This is a genomic window from Mycobacterium sp. GA-0227b (genome assembly GCF_001499855.1).
In the GTDB taxonomy this organism is placed as follows: Bacteria; Actinomycetota; Actinomycetes; order Mycobacteriales; family Mycobacteriaceae; genus Mycobacterium.
The window spans coordinates 77,920-92,989 of sequence record NZ_LQIK01000003.1 but is presented as its reverse complement, the minus strand read 5'-3'; the positions used below and the strand labels follow the sequence as shown (position 1 = coordinate 92,989).

The following is a 15,070-nucleotide window of genomic DNA, read 5'->3' as shown; positions in this document are numbered from 1 at the left end:
TCAGCGCGTGACGCCGACCCCGCGGGCGCGGTTGAAACGGCCGCGGATGCCCCAGTCCGCGACCTTGAACAGGGCTTCGCGGATGTTGGATCCGCTCATCTTGGACTGACCGAATTCGCGCTCGGTGAAGGTGATCGGCACCTCGACCACGACGAACCCGTTGTTGATCGTGCGCCAGGTCAGGTCGATCTGGAAGCAATACCCCTTCGAATCGACCGCGGTCAGGTCGATTTTCTCCAGCACCTCGCGCCGGTAGGCGCGGTAGCCGGCGGTGATGTCGTGGATGTCCACGCCGAGCAGGATGCGGGAGTAGCCGTTGGCGGTCCGCGACAGCACCAGGCGCCTGCGCGGCCAGTTGCGCACCTCTCCCCCGGGCACGTAGCGCGAGCCGATCGCGAGGTCGGCCCCGGCGTCGACGGCGTCGAGCAACCGGTACAGCTGCTCAGGCGGGTGGCTGCCGTCCGCGTCCATCTCGACGAGCACGGCGTACTCGCGGCTCAACCCCCACGCGAACCCGGCCAGATAGGCCGCGCCGAGGCCGCCTTTGGCGGTGCGGTGCATGACGTGGATGCGGTCCGGGTCGGCGAGAGCCAGCTCGTCGGCCAGCGCGCCGGTGCCGTCGGGACTGCCGTCGTCGACGATCAGGATGTGGACTTCGGGCCGCGCCTGCTGGACGCGGCCGACGATCAACGGCAGGTTCTCCCGCTCGTTGTAGGTGGGGATGATGACCAGCGTGCGCTGGCTTGGGCTTTCCCCCGGGACCCGGCCCGTCGTCATGTAGCTCCTCTACCTTTGTTGTCGCCTCTCACTCGACGACGCACAAAGCCACCATTGTGCAGCATCGCGGCGAACAGGCTTCCGACGCCGACCGCGATGAGCAGCCCTTCCACCAGCGGACCCCACCGGGTTGCCGCCGTGAGCTGCGTTTTCAGGCGCACCGCGGCGTCGAGGTAGGCCGGCTCGTAGAACGCGGTACGGGCCAGCTCCCGCCCGTCCGGGGCGATGATCGCGCTGATGCCGGTCGTCCCCGCCACCACGACGAAGCGGTCGTGTTCGATCGCGCGCAGGCGGGCGAACGCGAGCTGCTGCTCGCTCATCGACTCGGTGAAGGTCGCGTTGTTCGAGGGCACCACGAGCAGTTGCGCGCCGTTGCGCACCGCCTCGCGGGGTGCCCGGTCGAAGATCACCTCCCAGCAGGTGGTCACCCCCACCGGCACCCCGGCGGCGTGCACCACCCCGGTGCCGTCGCCCGGAATGAAGTACCCGGCGCGATCCGCATGCTTCGAGAAATGGCGGAAGAAGCCGCGCCACGGCAGATATTCGCCGAAGGGCTGCACGATCTGTTTGTCGTGACGCTCGCCGGGTCCGGTACCCGGATTCCACACGATCACCGAGTTCGTCGAGGTGGGATTTTCGGGAGTGGCGCCGGGAGCCTCGACCACTCCACCGACCAGAATCGGCGCGTTGATGGCCGCCGCGGCGCCGGAGATCAGCTCGCGCGCATCGGGGTTGGCCAGCGGGTCGATGTCCGAGGAGTTCTCCGGCCAGACGACGAACCGCGGCTGCGGCGCCCGCCCGGCGCGCACGTCCTCGGCCAGTCGCATCGTCTCGCGGACGTGGTTGTCCAGCACGGCGCGCCGCTGGGCGTTGAAGTCCAGCCCGAGCCGGGGCACGTTGCCCTGCACGACCGCAACGGTGATCGACCTGTCGTCGCCGGCGCCGACACCGGACTGGCGAACGTGCGGCCACGTCAACGCGGTGACGAGCAGCACCACGCTGATGCACACACCCGGCGCCACCACAGCAGGCGGCGCGGAGTTGCGTCCGCTATCACGACTCCACCACTGCACCACCTCCAAAACCATTGCCGCCAACGCGAACCCGACGAGCACGACCGCGAAGGACAGCAGCGGCGCCCCGCCCAGTTGTGCGATCGACCGAAGCGGACCCTCGGTCTGGCCGTAGGCGACGACGCCCCAGGGGAACCCGCCGAACGGCACCGTCGACTTGAGCCACTCCTGCGCCGCCCACAGCCCGGCGAACCACAGCGGCCAGCCTGCCAGCCTGCGCACCGCCACCGCGGCGGCGCCGAACAGCGCGGGGAACAGCGCCTGCACCAGCGACAATCCGATCCACGGTACCGGGCCGACGAACGCGCCGACCCACGGCAGCAGCGGCAGGTAGAACGCCGCACCGAACACGAAGCCGTACCCGAATCCACCACGCACCGTTGTGGTTTCGCGGGACAGCACCCAGGCCAGCAGCGCGAACGCGGCGAACCCCAGATACCACCAGCCGAACGGCGGGAAGCTCAGGCACAACAGCAGCCCCGCGACAATGGCCACACCGAGCTGCGGTAGCCGATCCACCACAGCACGACCGAACCGCCGTGCCCTGGAATCGTTTTCAACCATGGAGGACGACACCCCGATGGACCGTCTGCCGGCACCGCGGCGACGGGCCGTCGAGCCGGGGCAGCGGTGGCACCCGCGACCGCTGGTCGGTCGACCAGCGCTGCACCGCGTCGGCCGGGGCGCTCACCTCGAGTTCGTCGGCTTCCCAGATCGCATACGACGCCGGTGCGCCGGGAACGAGGGTGCCCGTCATCCCGTCCCGCACCCCGGCGGCCCGCCAGGCACCGCGAGTGAGCGCCGCGAACGCCGCCCGAGGCGACAACGCACTTCCCGGTGTCCGGTGACGCGTCGCTGCGCGCACCGTCGCCCACGGGTCCATGCCGGTGACCGGGCTGTCCGAGCCGAACGCAAGTGGCACGCCTTGGGATGCTAACAGCGCGAACGGGTTCAACGACCTGGCGCGGTCGGCGCCGAGCCGCTGGGCGTACATCCCGGTTTCACCGCCCCAGAGCGCATCGAAATTCGGCTGCACGCTGGCGAGCACGCCCCATGCGCCGAGCCGGCGCGCCTGCTCTTCGGTGACCATCTCCAGGTGTTCGAGCCGATGCCCGCACCGGGCGACAGCGGGCGCGCCGAGCGTCGCGACGACGGACTCGAACGCCTCGACCACCGCGGCGACGGCCGCGTCACCGATCACGTGGAAACCGGCCGTGATGCCCGCCTCCGTACAGGCCTGCAGGTGAGCCGCGATGGCCCCGCGGTCCAGGTAGGTGTTGCCAGTCAGTCCGGGAGAGCAGTCGGGCGCGTCGGCGTACGGCCGCTGCAGCCAGGCCGTGCGCGACCCGAGCGCCCCGTCGACGAAGAGGTCGCCCGCCAGCCCGCGGGCCCCGGTGCGCTCGATCAGCTCGCGTGCCTGACCGGCGGTGGTGACCGCTTCGCCCCAGTACCCGACGATCTCGACGCCGTGCTCGAGGGCGCGGATCTCGTCCCAGTCGTCGAGGCCGCCGATGTCCGGTCCTGCGCATTCGTGCACCGCGACGATGCCCGAGGCTGCCGCCGCGTTCAGCGCCGCCGATCGCGCGCGAGCGCGCTGCTCAGGGGTCAGCCGTGCCCGAGCGGCGGCGCGGACCAGATGGTGCGCGTCCCCGGCCAGGGGGCCTTGCGGGGCGAAGCCGGGCGCCTCGGGCAGGTGGGGCACCAGCCGGCGCAGCGCGGTGGACGCCGCGGCCGAGTGGACGTCGACCCGCGCCAGATAGACGGGCCGGTCACCGATGACCGAATCGACGTCTTCGGTGCTGGGCGGGATGCGTTCGGGCCAGTTCGACTCGTCCCAACCGTGCGCCCAGATCGGATCATCGGGATTTGTGCGGGCGTAGTCGCCGAGCAGTTGCATGCAGTGCCGCAGCGAGGTGGCGGGCCGCAGGTCGAGCCCGGACAGCGAAAGCCCGGTGGCGGTGAGGTGGATGTGGCTGTCGACGAAAGCGGGCGCGACGAATGCGCCGCCGAGGTCGACGACCTGCGCGTCGGGGAATTGGCCGCGCCCCACGTCGTCACTGCCCAGCCAGGCGATCACACCGTCGCGGACGGCGAGTGCCGTGGCGTCGGGCATGGCGGGGCTGTAGACCCGCCCGTTGAGCAGAAGGGTTGTCACCTACGGGAGGTTCTCACGCCCCTCGGCGGTGCGGGGCGGGGCGGTGCGGGGTGCGGGCTCCACCGCGGGCGGTTCGACGTCGACGACGTCGACAACCTCACCGTCGATGTAGTCCCGCCGCGTACTGGCCGTGCCGTAGCCCGCGACACCCGCGGTGATCAGCGGCATCCGGCGCGCGGCGAGCGCGGTCACCAGCGGGCGGGCCGCCGCCCGGGTGGCGGGGATCAGCAGCACCGCCCCGGCCACCGAGCTGGCCAGGCCCGGGATCACGACGAGCACCGTGCCGAGCGCGACCAGCACGCTGTCGGCGGCGGCTCCGTGCAGGTTCGACGGTGTCAGGCCCCTGCGCAGCCGGCCGAGATGACGCCTCACCTGCGATCCGGCCAGGACGAAGCCGAGCACGAACGTCGCGAGCAACAGCAGCAGCGTCCAGCCGACGCCGATCGTCGACACCAGCGCCGCCACGACCGCGATCTCGATGACCACATAGATCAGGAACAGCCGCATTGCCATACGCGGTAAACGTCCGGACGACCCGATCGGTTCCGTAGATTGGCGACGTGACAACGATCAAGATCGATACCCCGGACGGCCAGATCGACGCGTTGCTCGGTGTTCCGGACGGCCCGGGGCCGTGGCCTGCCGTGGTGGTGGTGCACGACGCAATCGGCTACGGCCCGGACAACGAGGCGATCTCGGCGCGGGTGGCCGCGGCGGGTTTTCTCGCCATCTCCCCGAATCTGTACTCGCGCGGCGGTCGGGCGCGCTGCATCACGCGAGTCTTCCGCGAGTTGCTCACCAAACGCGGACGCGCGCTCGACGACGTGCTGGCCGCGCGCGATCACGTGCTCGCGATGCCGCAGTGCACGGGTGCCGTGGGAATCGCGGGGTTCTGCATGGGCGGACAGTTCGCGTTGGTGATGTCACCGAAGGGGTTCGGCGCGTCGGCACCGTTCTACGGCACACCGCTGCCCCGCCCGTTGGACGAGACGCTGACCGGGGCGTGCCCGATCGTCGCCAGTTTCGGCCGGCGAGACCCGGCGGGGATCGGGGCCGCAGACAAGCTCCGAAAAGTGGTGCAGGACAAGGGCATCCCCGCTGACATCAAGGTCTATCAGGATGCCGGGCACAGCTTTGCTAACAAGCTGCCAGCGCAACCGCTGCTGCGGATCACCGGCTTCGGCTACAACGAGGCCGCCACGAACGACGCCTGGGATCGCGTGTTCTCGTTCTTCGGCGAGCACCTGGCGGCTACCCCGCGGGCGTGATGGCCGGCTCGATTTCGATGCCGATGTGGACCTTGTCGATGCCGCCGCGAAACAGCGCCTGCGGGATCCACCACCACGCGTGGTACCAGTAACGCTTGGTCACCCGGTCGAACACCCGGCGGGTTTCCGATTTCGGCAGTACCCGGGCGACGGCCTCGACAGGTTGGCCTTTCGGCTTGCCCAACACGCCGGACTTCTGGATGGTCACCCGGGGTGTGTTGGCGATGCGCTTGGTCTTCCACGAGCCGTCGTCGGTGATGACCAGCAGCTTGTCGCCCTCGGGGGCGCCCCAGATCGCTGTCGGCTTGGGCCTGCCGTCCTTGGTGAACGTCGTCAGCAGGATGTACTTCGAGTTCGCGATGTCATCGAAGGTGTCGGCCATGGTCACCGGGGCTTGATCTCGATGGTCACGTTGTTCTTCATTCCCCCGCGCAGCTTCGAGAAAAAGTTGAAGGTCCTACCCAGCAGCCCGTAGCGCTTGCCGATCGCGTCGTAGGTCGCGCCGTTGGCCGACTTGTCCAGCACCGTCGCGACGGCCTCGACCGGCTCACCTGTCGGATTGCCGCGCACGTCGCACGGCGCGATGGTCACCCGTGGCGTGTTGCGAATCCGCTTGACCTTCCACGACTTTTCCTGCGTGATGGCCACCAGCCCGTCGCCGTCGGACGCCGCCCAGATCGCCGTCGGCTTGGGCCGGCCATCCTTGGTGAACGTCGTGAGCAGGATGTATTCGGACTTCGAGACATCAGCAAAGGTGGCAGCCACGCCACCGAAGATACTGTGCCGCCGCCGGCTCCGCGCACAGAGCGCGAAGTCACCGCTCGGATCAGCCCTCGAGATCGCCTTCGGCCTCCAGTAGCACCTCGCGCAATCCGTCGAGGGTGGCCTTCTCCGGAGCTGCCCACATGCCGCGGTCGGCGGCCTCCAACAACCGTTCGGCCATGCCGTGCAGCGCCCACGGGTTGGATTCCGCCATGAACTTGCGATTTTCGTCGTCGAGTACGTATTCCGCCGACAGCCGCTCGTACATCCAGTCGGCCATCACGCCGGCGGTGGCGTCGTAGCCGAACAGGTAGTCGACGGTGGCGGCCATCTCGAAGGCGCCCTTGTAGCCGTGCCTTCGCATGGCGTTGATCCAGCGCGGGTTGACCACGCGGGCGCGGAACACCCGAGTGGTTTCCTCCGAAAGGGTGCGGGTCCGCACGGCGTCGGGACGAGTGTTGTCGCCGATGTAGGCCGCCGGCGATTTCCCGGTCAACGCCCGCACGGTGGCGACCATGCCGCCGTGGTACTGGAAGTAGTCGTCGGAGTCGGCGATGTCGTGCTCTCGGGTGTCGGTGTTCTTCGCGGCGACCGCGATCCGGCGGTACTGCCGGCTCATGTCATCACTGGCGGCGGCTCCGTTCAACCCGCGGCCGTAGGCGAAGCCGCCCCAGGCGGTGTAGACCTCGGCGAGGTCGGCGTCGTCGCGCCAGTTGCGGCTGTCGATCAGCTGCAGCAGGCCTGCGCCGTAAGTGCCCGGTTTTGAGCCGAAAATCCTTGTGGTGGAGCGGCGTTGGTCGCCGTGCTCGGCGAGGTCGGCTTGAGCGTGGGCGCGGACGAAGTTGTCCGCGTCGGGTTCGTCGAGGTTCGCGACGAGCGATACGGCGTCGTCGAGCATCGTGACGACGTGCGGGAACGCGTCGCGGAAGAACCCGGAGATGCGCACCGTGACGTCGATGCGCGGCCTGCCGAGATCGGCGAGCGCAATCGGTTCGAGATCGACCACCCGCCGCGAGGCCTCGTCCCACACCGGTCGTACACCCAGCAATGCAAGGACTTCGGCGATGTCGTCACCGGCGGTTCGCATCGCGGACGTGCCCCACACCGACAGGCCGACCGACCGCGGCCAGTCACCGTAGTCGTTGCGGTAGCGCTCCAGCAGCGAATCAGCCATCGCCACACCGGTTTCCCACGCCAGTCGGGACGGCACCGCTTTGGGATCCACCGAGTAGAAGTTGCGCCCGGTGGGCAGCACGTTGACCAGACCGCGCAGCGGTGAACCCGACGGGCCCGAGGCGATGAAGCGCCCGTCGAGCGCCCGCAGGATGTGCACGATCTCCTCGGCCGTGCCCGCCAGCCTGGGCACCACCTCGGTGGCGGCAAACCGCAGCACGGCAGCGACGTCGGCGTTGTCGGTCAACGTGTCGACCACATCGGCATTCCATCCCGAATCCTGCAGTGCTGCAACGAGTTCACGGGCATGGGCCTCTGCGGCGTCGACGGCGGTGCGCTCGTCGTTGCCGTCCTCTGCCAGGCCGAGCGCCTGTCGCAGTCCGGGCACCGTCTGTTCGCCACCGAACAACTGCCGGGCCCGCAGGATGGCCAGCACGAGGTCGAGTTCGTCCTCGCCGCCGGGCGCCTGGCCGAGGATGTGCAGCCCGTCGCGGATCTGCACGTCCTTGATCTCGCACAGCCAGCCGTCGACATGCAGCAGCATGTCGTCGAACGAGTCCTCTTCCGGCCGCTCCTGCAACCCGAGGTCGTGGTCCATCTTCGCCGCGCGCATCAGTGTCCAGATCTGCTGGCGGATCGCGGGCAGCTTGCCGGGGTCGAGCGCCGAGACATTGGCATGCTCGTCGAGCAGTTGTTCCAGACGCGCGATGTCGCCGTAGGTTTCGGCGCGGGCCATCGGCGGGATCAGATGGTCGACGAGGGTGGCGTGCGCGCGGCGCTTGGCCTGCGTACCCTCCCCCGGATCGTTGACCAGGAACGGGTAGATCAACGGCAGGTTGCCCAGCGCGGCGTCGGAACCGCACGCCGCCGACATGCCAAGCGTCTTGCCGGGCAACCACTCCAGGTTGCCGTGCTTGCCCAGGTGGACGATCGCATCAGCGCCGAACGTGGTGTCGATCCAGTGGTACGCCGCCAGGTAGTGGTGGCTGGGCGGCAAGTCCGGGTCGTGGTAGATGGCGACCGGGTTCTCGCCGAACCCGCGCGGTGGCTGGACCATCAGCACTACGTTGCCCGCCCGCAGTGCGGCGATCACGATCTCGCCGTCCGGGTCGGCGCTGCGGTCGACGAACAACTCCCCCGGCGGCGGCCCCCAGTGCTCGACGATCGCGTCGGCCAGCTGGGCGGGCAGCGTGGCGAACCAATCGCGATAGTCCTTGGCGGACACCCGAATCGGGTTGCCCTCGAGCTGACCTTGGGAGAGCCAGTCGGGGTCCTGGCCGCCACGTTCGATCAGTGCGTGGATGAGCGCATCACCATCGCCGGAGGCGATGATCGTGCCGACGTCGCCGGCACCGTCGGCGTCGTCGATGCGGTAACCGTGCTCGCGCATCGCGCGCAGCAGGCGCACCGCGCTGGCCGGTGTGTCGAGGCCGACGGCGTTGCCGATTCGGGCGTGCTTGGTCGGGTAGGCCGAGAACACCACCGCGATCCGCTTGTCGGCGGCCGGGATCGCCCGCAGCCGCGCATGCCGCACGGCGAGCCCGGCGACGCGGGCGCAGCGCTCTGGATCGGGCGCGTAGGAGATCAGGCCCTCGTCGTCGATCTCCTTGAACGAGAACGGCACGGTGATGATTCGGCCGTCGAATTCCGGCACCGCCACCTGGGACGCGACGTCCAGCGGTGAGAGCCCGTCGTCATTGATGGCCCAGTCCGACCTCGAGCTCGTCAGGCACAGGCCCTGCAGGATCGGGACGTCGAGGGCCGCCAGATGGGCGACGTCCCAGCTGTCGTCGCTGCCGCCGGCCGATACGGATGCCGGGGTCGCACCACCCGCGGCGAGCACGGTCGTGATGAGCGCGTCGGCGGTGCCCAGCAGTTCGAGCAGTTCCGCGTCGGCGGTGCGCAGCGATGCGCAGAAGACCGGCAGGGCGCGACCCCCGGCCTCTTCGATCGCCCCGCACAGCGCATCGACGTACGCGGTGTTGCCCGCGAGGTGCTGGGCGCGGTAGTACAGCACCGCCACCGTGGGACCGTCGTCGGAGCCGCCGTCGCGGCGCGTCACGCCCCAGTTCGGGGTGGCCTCCGGAGGGTGGAAGCCGAAACCGGTCATCAGCAGCGTGTCGCACAGGAACGCATGCAGATTTCGCAGGTTGGACACACCGCCCTGGGCCAGGTAGACGTGCGACTGCAGCGCAACGCCCGCGGGTGTCGTCGAGTGGCCCATCAGTTCGGCGTCGGGCGCCTGTTCACCGCTGACCACGACGGTCGGCACCCCGCTGGCCACCACCGTGTCGATGCCGTCCTGCCATGCGCGGTATCCGCCGAGGATTCGAACCACCACGACGTCGGCGTCGCGAAGCAGGTCCTCGAGGTCGCCGTCGACGAGCCGGGACGGGTTGGCCCACCGATACCGCGCACCGCTGGAACGCGCGGTGATCAGGTCGGTGTCAGAGGTGGACAGGAGGAGAACGGTGGGGTTGCGAAACGGCTGAGCCACCCACCATTACTACCCCACGCCCGTCACCGACGGGTCAGCGCCGATTCCAGCGGCCATAGGTGCTCTGCGGATACGGCAGCCCGAGCGCGGCGACGAGCACAACCAGAAGAGCGCCGAAAACGATGAGTTCGAACATCGTCGTTCCTTCCAGACATCGTTACTGCACACGCGTGCAGTAACTCGGAACTTACGACGTCAGCGCGCGTTTGTGACCGTTGTGTGTGGCACGGATCACCCGATCCGTCGATGTGACGGCCGTCACTTCTCAGCCGGTGCGAACCTCGAAGTCAGCGACGTCGGGCGCCTGAAGCAGCTCGCGGTGGCGTTCGGGCCGCCAAGGAAACAGCTCAGGCAGGCCGTCCTTGCCGAGATACCAGCTGTTGCATCCGGTTACCCAGACCGTCTGTGGCATGGCGGCTTTCATGTGCTCGTTGTACTCCTTGGTGGCCACCTCGGTGGGTGCGACGGCCGAGACTTCACCGGCGCGGATCTGGTCGATCCACCGCACGACGTAGTCGGCCTGGTGCTCGGCAATGATCACCAGCGACTGGTTGCCGATCGGCGAATGCGGGCCCATCAGCATGAACATGTTGGGAAATCCGGGGACGGCCACCGATCGGTAAGCGTGCGGGCCGTCGGCCCAGGCTTCGTCGAGCGTGAGCGCCGCAGCCCCGACGATGGTCATCGGCCGGACATAGGCGCGCGCGTCGAAGCCGGTCGCCATTACGAGTGCGTCGAGCTCATGCAGCTTGCCGTCGGCGGTGACCACGCCTCGTGGCTCAACACTCTGAATTGCCTCCGTGACGAGCCGGACGCCGGGCTTCTGCAACGCCTGGTAGTAGTGGCCCGCGAACACCTGACGCTTACACATCGGGTGATACGCCGGAGTGAGCCTGGCCCGCAGTTCCGGATCCCGCACGGAAAGGCGCAGATTCAGCCGGCACAACGCCACCATCACCCGCCTCTGCCAACCCGGTTCGACGACCGCGCGTGCGGGGAAGCGTTCGAAAGCGTTCTGCCAGAACCGGTATCCGATCATGCACAGTTTCGGCCACCGACGCAGTACCTTCCTGGTCAGCTCCGAGTAGCGGAGGTTGGGCACGGGGAACACCCACTGCGGCGTGCGCTGGAAAACGCTGAGTTCTCGCACCTTCCCACCGAGTTCGGCGGTGATCTGAACACCGGTCGAGCCGGTGCCGATCAGGCCTATTCGCTTGTCCTCCAAGCGCACCGAGTGGTCCCACCGCGAAGAGTGAAAGCATGCGCCGCCGAACGTCTCGAGTCCAGGTATGTCGGGGGTCTTGGGCACCCGCAGCACACCGGTCGCGGTGACGAGAACGTCGAACTCCTCGTCGCCGTCGGCAGTGCTGACCACCCACCGCCCGCGCTCGTAGCGTGCCGACTCGACGGCCGTGCCGAATCTGATGTGCGGGCGGATGCCCCGTTCGACGGCGACCTGGCTGAAGTACGAATGTATCTCGCCGCCTGGAGAATACAGATGCGACCAGTTCGGGTTGGGCCTGAAGGAATACGAGTAGAAGCGCGACGGCACATCGCACGTGAGCCCCGGATAGGTGTTGTCGCGCCAAGTTCCGCCGACGTCATCAGCCGCCTCGTAGATGAGGTAGTCGTCGATGCCCGCCTCTTGCAATTTGACCGCCATGCAAATGCCTGACATGCCGGCACCGACGATCGCGACCTTGACCGCGCGCTTCTCTGCCATGAGGCCTCCTTCGGCGAGAGAAAAGAGTACGCCCGAACCGCGCAATATTGACGCGATCGCCGCTATTGCGCGGTCACGAAGCCCTGCGCCACCATCCAGTCGCGCGCCACCACGCTCGGGTCGCGACCCTCGACGTCGACCTGCTTGTTCATCTCGATGATCGCGTCGTTGGTCAACGCCGCCGTGACTGGCGCCGTCACCTCGGCGATCTGTGGATGTGCCTCGTAGAAGGCACGTTTCATCGTCACCGAGGGGTTGTAGTGGGCGAAGAACTGCTTGTCGTCGGTCAGCACGACGAGATCGAGCGCCGCGATGCGGCCGTCGGTGGTGAACACCTCACCGAAGTCGCACTGCGTCGCGTCCGCTGTGGCCTGATAGATGATGCCGACCTGCAGCACCGGCGTCTGCGCACGCGCGGGGTCGAACCCGTAAGCCGCCGCCATCCCCGGGTAACCGTCCTGGCGGGCGCGGAATTCGGTTTCGACGCAGGTGCGGGCCGCGGACGGGTTTCGCCTGACCAGGTCCGCGTACTGCGACAGCGTTCGCACCCCGGCCCGCTCGACCACCGCCCGGCTGGCCGCCAGCGCATATGTGTCGTCCATCGGCCCGGGTTTCAACCAGACCATGTCGTTGCGGGCCAGGTCCTCCTCGCGGACCGCTTCGAACTGCTCGCGGCTGTCGGGAATCGGCTTCTCATGGCCGAGATAGTTGATCCACGCGTTGCCGGTGAATTCGTAGGCGACGTCGACCTGACCCGACAACTGCGCTTCCCGGGTGCTGCGTGAGCCGACGATGCCGGTCAGGTCGCGCACGTCGGCACCGGCCGCCACCAAGGTGTACTCGAGGATGTACCCGAGGATCACCTGCTCGGTGTATTCCTTGGAACCCACCGTGATTGGCACGCCTTCCAGCGCAGGGTGAGGTTGAATCGAACCAGGTCCGACCTTCAGCGGCACCGCGCCACCCGCACCGAGACCGCAACCGGCCAGCAGCAGCGCACAGGCCAGCGCGGCGCCGATGCTGCGGCGGATCATCGAAGGCCCTTGGGGTTGAGGTAGAACTCGGCCAGTCCTCCGAACCAGTCGACCAGCAGGGCCAGGCACACCGCCAGCACACTGCCCAGGATCAGGGTCACGTTGTCCTGCAGCTTGTATCCCGTGTCGATGAGTATGCCCAGCCCGCCGGCGTTGACGAGGAACGACAACGTCGCGGTGCCCACCGCAAGTACCAGCGAGGTTCGAAGGCCGGCCAGGATGTAGGGAATCGCCAGCGGCATCTCGACCCGCGTCAGCACCGAGCGGCGGGACATGCCCTGTCCCAGTCCGGCGTCGACCAGCGATCGGTCCACCTGGCTGATGCCGAGGATGGTGCTTGCCAGCACCGGCAGCAGCGAGTACAGGGCGATCGGCAGCACCCCGATCCAAAATCCGGTTCTACCGGTCCACAGGAACAGCAACACCAGCAGACCGATCGCCGGCGCGGCCTGCCCGACATTGGCCACGCCCATGAACACCGGCCGCAACAGCCTGGCTCCCGGACGGGTGACGAGCACACCGAGCGGGACACCGACGACGAGCACGATCGCGGTGACCGCAACCGTGATCAGGAGGTGCTGCCAGATCAGCGTCGCGATGTTGCCGGGGTTGATGTTCTCCTGCTGCGTGGCGGTCAGGTCGCGGTTGAACGCCCAGAACACCACGGCCGCAGCGACAATGAGCACCAAAACCGGTTGGATGAGCAGCCTTCTGCGCTCGCCCGGGTCGGCGCGGGCCGACTGCGCAGTGTCCGCGACGGCGGTCACGGCTGCCCGTCCATGCTCGCCTCCGCCGAGGCCCGCAGCCAGGTGATCGTGTCGATCAGCGTGTCGAGCGTGACCACACCCTCGTACCGGCTGCCCGCGCCAGTCACCACGGCCGAGGCGTGCTGTTCGGCCAGGATCGCCTCCAGCGCGTCCTCCAACGTCGACTGTGTGCTCACGACGTCGAGCGATTCGGCGGCATCGGCCAGCGAGGTGGCGTGGGCGAGGCTGCTCTCCCGTACCCAGCTGACCGGGCGGTCCCGCTCGTCGAGCACCACGACCCAGTCGAACTCACTGTCGGCCAGACTGTTTCGCACCTCGTCGATCGAATCCGACTGGCGCACCGAAGGATGCGGTCGCAACTCGACGTCCTTGATCCGCATCAGGCCGAGTTGGCGCAGCGATGCGCCAGAACCGACGAATCCGGCGACCGTGTCGTCCGCCGGACTTGCGAGGATGTTCTGCGGCGTATCGTACTGCAGCACCTTGGATTGATTGCCCAGCACAGTGATCCGGTCACCGAGCTTGACCGCCTCGCCGAAGTCGTGGGTGACGAAGACGATTGTCTTGCGCAGTTCGCCTTGCAGCCGCAGAAGTTCGTCCTGCAACGTGCTGCGCGTGATCGGGTCGACCGCGCCGAACGGTTCGTCCATCAGCAGAACCGGAGGATCGGCGGCCAGCGCACGCGCGACACCCACGCGCTGCTGCTGCCCGCCGGACAGTTGACGCGGATATCTACCGGCGTACTGCGCAGGTTCCAGACCGACCATGTCGAGCAGTTCGTCGACACGGTCCGCGATGCGCTTGCGGTCCCAGCGCAGAAGTCCGGGCACCAGTCCCACGTTCTGTCGGATCGTCATGTGCGGGAACAGGCCCGCCTGCTGGATGGAGTAGCCGATCGAGCGGCGAAGGTCCGTCGGCCGGATCGACAACGCATCGTTTTCGCCGATCATGATCTTGCCCGATGTCGGTTCGGACAGCCGATTGATCATCCGCATCATCGTGGTCTTGCCACAGCCCGACGGACCGACGAAAACCACGATCTCGCCGGCGGGGATGTCGAGCGACACGTCGTCCACCGCGGGGCGGTCTGCACCGGGATAGACCTTGGACACGTGGTCGAGCACGATGCGCACACCGGTGCTACCGTGCGATTCGGTGTTCTCGGGGGCGGATTGCGTTGTCATCGAATGCCTTTCGAGGTGGTGAGACGCCCGACGAGCACGAGAATCGCGTCCAGCGCCAGTGCTAGGACGACGATGAGCAGCGTCCCGGTCAACGCCATCGAGACCGCGGTCGGGCTTCCGACGCGGGCCAAGCCCGTGAAGATCAGGTTGCCCAGGCCGGGCCCCTTGACGTAGGCGGCGATGGCCAGCACGCCCATCGACATCTGCGTGCTGATCCGCATCGCGGACAGGATCGACGGCCACACCAGCCGCAGTTCCACCCGGGCCAGGGTGTCGAGCCGGCTCATCCCGATCCCCCGCGCCGCGTCGGTGAGCGCGGGATCGACCGCGTTGAGTCCGACGATCGTGTTGCGCACGATCGGCAGCAGTGAGTACAGCACGAGGGCGGCGATGCTGGGCACCACCCCGAGCCCGAACAGCGGGATCAGCAGGCCGAGCAGCGCGAATGCCGGCACGGTCAGAATCACGCTGGACGTCGCGGTCGCGAGGTTGGCTGCCAGCGGGTTGCGGTAGGTCAGCACCCCGACCGCCACCCCGAGGACCGTCGCGATGAGAACGCTCTGGACGACCGCGCTGAGGTGTTGGTACGAGTCGAACATCAACTGCGCGTAATGGGCGGTGACGTAGTCCCACAGTGCCCTCACGGGGCTGCCCTAC

General features: G+C 68.0%; 12 protein-coding genes and 1 pseudogene. 1 reads left to right on the top strand and 12 read right to left on the bottom strand.

Annotated features, from left to right (window positions below):
- Window positions 1-24: 24 nt before the first annotated feature.
- From AU185_RS04235 to AU185_RS04220, 4 genes and pseudogenes are all read right to left on the bottom strand, one after another.
- Window positions 25-786 (bottom strand): annotated as a pseudogene (locus tag AU185_RS04235) (polyprenol monophosphomannose synthase); the annotation flags it as partial.
- Complete coding sequence (lnt, locus tag AU185_RS04230) at window positions 774-2,414, bottom strand: apolipoprotein N-acyltransferase (RefSeq protein WP_059102193.1); 1,641 nt, start codon at window positions 2,412-2,414, stop codon at window positions 774-776. The pseudogene AU185_RS04235 and the gene lnt, both read right to left, overlap by 13 nt.
- Complete coding sequence (locus tag AU185_RS04225; protein WP_059102192.1) at window positions 2,407-4,005, bottom strand: amidohydrolase; 1,599 nt, start codon at window positions 4,003-4,005, stop codon at window positions 2,407-2,409. The genes lnt and AU185_RS04225 overlap by 8 nt, the downstream gene beginning before the upstream one ends.
- Window positions 4,006-4,518, bottom strand: coding sequence for an FxsA family protein (locus AU185_RS04220; RefSeq protein ID WP_059102191.1), 513 nt, complete (start codon window positions 4,516-4,518; stop codon window positions 4,006-4,008).
- Between the two features lie 47 nt (window positions 4,519-4,565).
- Between AU185_RS04220 and AU185_RS04215 the strand changes: the two genes are divergently transcribed.
- Complete coding sequence (locus AU185_RS04215; protein WP_059102190.1) at window positions 4,566-5,273, top strand: dienelactone hydrolase family protein; 708 nt, start codon at window positions 4,566-4,568, stop codon at window positions 5,271-5,273.
- Here AU185_RS04215 and AU185_RS04210 read toward each other — a convergent pair.
- The 8 genes from AU185_RS04210 to AU185_RS04175 all read right to left on the bottom strand — a co-directional run bounded on the left by AU185_RS04210 (window position 5,257) and on the right by AU185_RS04175 (window position 15,057).
- Window positions 5,257-5,655: a PPOX class F420-dependent oxidoreductase gene (locus AU185_RS04210; protein WP_059102189.1), complete on the bottom strand. Its 399-nt coding sequence runs from the start codon at window positions 5,653-5,655 to the stop codon at window positions 5,257-5,259. The two genes, AU185_RS04215 and AU185_RS04210, sit on opposite strands and share 17 nt — an antisense overlap.
- A gap of 2 nt (window positions 5,656-5,657) precedes the next feature.
- The gene (locus AU185_RS04205) at window positions 5,658-6,038 is read right to left on the bottom strand and encodes a PPOX class F420-dependent oxidoreductase (RefSeq protein WP_059102188.1); all 381 of its coding nucleotides are present in this window, start codon (window positions 6,036-6,038) and stop codon (window positions 5,658-5,660) included.
- A 61-nt stretch (window positions 6,039-6,099) separates the two neighbouring features.
- Window positions 6,100-9,705, bottom strand: coding sequence for a cobaltochelatase subunit CobN (gene cobN, locus AU185_RS04200; protein ID WP_059102187.1), 3,606 nt, complete (start codon window positions 9,703-9,705; stop codon window positions 6,100-6,102).
- Window positions 9,706-9,970: 265 nt separating this feature from the next.
- A complete protein-coding gene (locus tag AU185_RS04195; RefSeq protein ID WP_059102186.1) occupies window positions 9,971-11,428 on the bottom strand; it encodes a flavin-containing monooxygenase in 1,458 nt (485 codons plus the stop codon).
- Window positions 11,429-11,490: 62 nt separating this feature from the next.
- Complete coding sequence (locus tag AU185_RS04190) at window positions 11,491-12,462, bottom strand: glycine betaine ABC transporter substrate-binding protein (protein ID WP_059102185.1); 972 nt, start codon at window positions 12,460-12,462, stop codon at window positions 11,491-11,493.
- A complete protein-coding gene (locus tag AU185_RS04185; RefSeq protein ID WP_059102184.1) occupies window positions 12,459-13,229 on the bottom strand; it encodes an ABC transporter permease in 771 nt (256 codons plus the stop codon). Before AU185_RS04185 ends, AU185_RS04190 begins: the two co-directional genes overlap by 4 nt.
- Window positions 13,226-14,413 (bottom strand): ABC transporter ATP-binding protein, encoded by a 1,188-nt coding sequence (locus AU185_RS04180; RefSeq protein WP_059102183.1) that lies wholly within the window; start codon window positions 14,411-14,413, stop codon window positions 13,226-13,228. The genes AU185_RS04185 and AU185_RS04180 overlap by 4 nt, the downstream gene beginning before the upstream one ends.
- Window positions 14,410-15,057, bottom strand: a complete 648-nt coding sequence (locus AU185_RS04175) for an ABC transporter permease (RefSeq protein WP_059102182.1) — start codon at window positions 15,055-15,057, stop codon at window positions 14,410-14,412. Before AU185_RS04175 ends, AU185_RS04180 begins: the two co-directional genes overlap by 4 nt.
- Between the last annotated feature and the right edge of the window lie 13 nt (window positions 15,058-15,070).

What these genes read in the sequence shown, in the direction of transcription:
- AU185_RS04210 (WP_059102189.1), bottom strand. Translation starts at nt 5,655, where the DNA reads ATGGCCGACACCTTCGATGACATCGCGAACTCGAAGTACATCCTGCTG.
- AU185_RS04190 (WP_059102185.1), bottom strand. Translation starts at nt 12,462, where the DNA reads ATGATCCGCCGCAGCATCGGCGCCGCGCTGGCCTGTGCGCTGCTGCTG.
- lnt (WP_059102193.1), bottom strand. Translation starts at nt 2,414, where the DNA reads ATGGTTGAAAACGATTCCAGGGCACGGCGGTTCGGTCGTGCTGTGGTG.
- AU185_RS04180 (WP_059102183.1), bottom strand. Translation starts at nt 14,413, where the DNA reads ATGACAACGCAATCCGCCCCCGAGAACACCGAATCGCACGGTAGCACC.
- AU185_RS04195 (WP_059102186.1), bottom strand. Translation starts at nt 11,428, where the DNA reads ATGGCAGAGAAGCGCGCGGTCAAGGTCGCGATCGTCGGTGCCGGCATG.
- AU185_RS04220 (WP_059102191.1), bottom strand. Translation starts at nt 4,518, where the DNA reads ATGGCAATGCGGCTGTTCCTGATCTATGTGGTCATCGAGATCGCGGTC.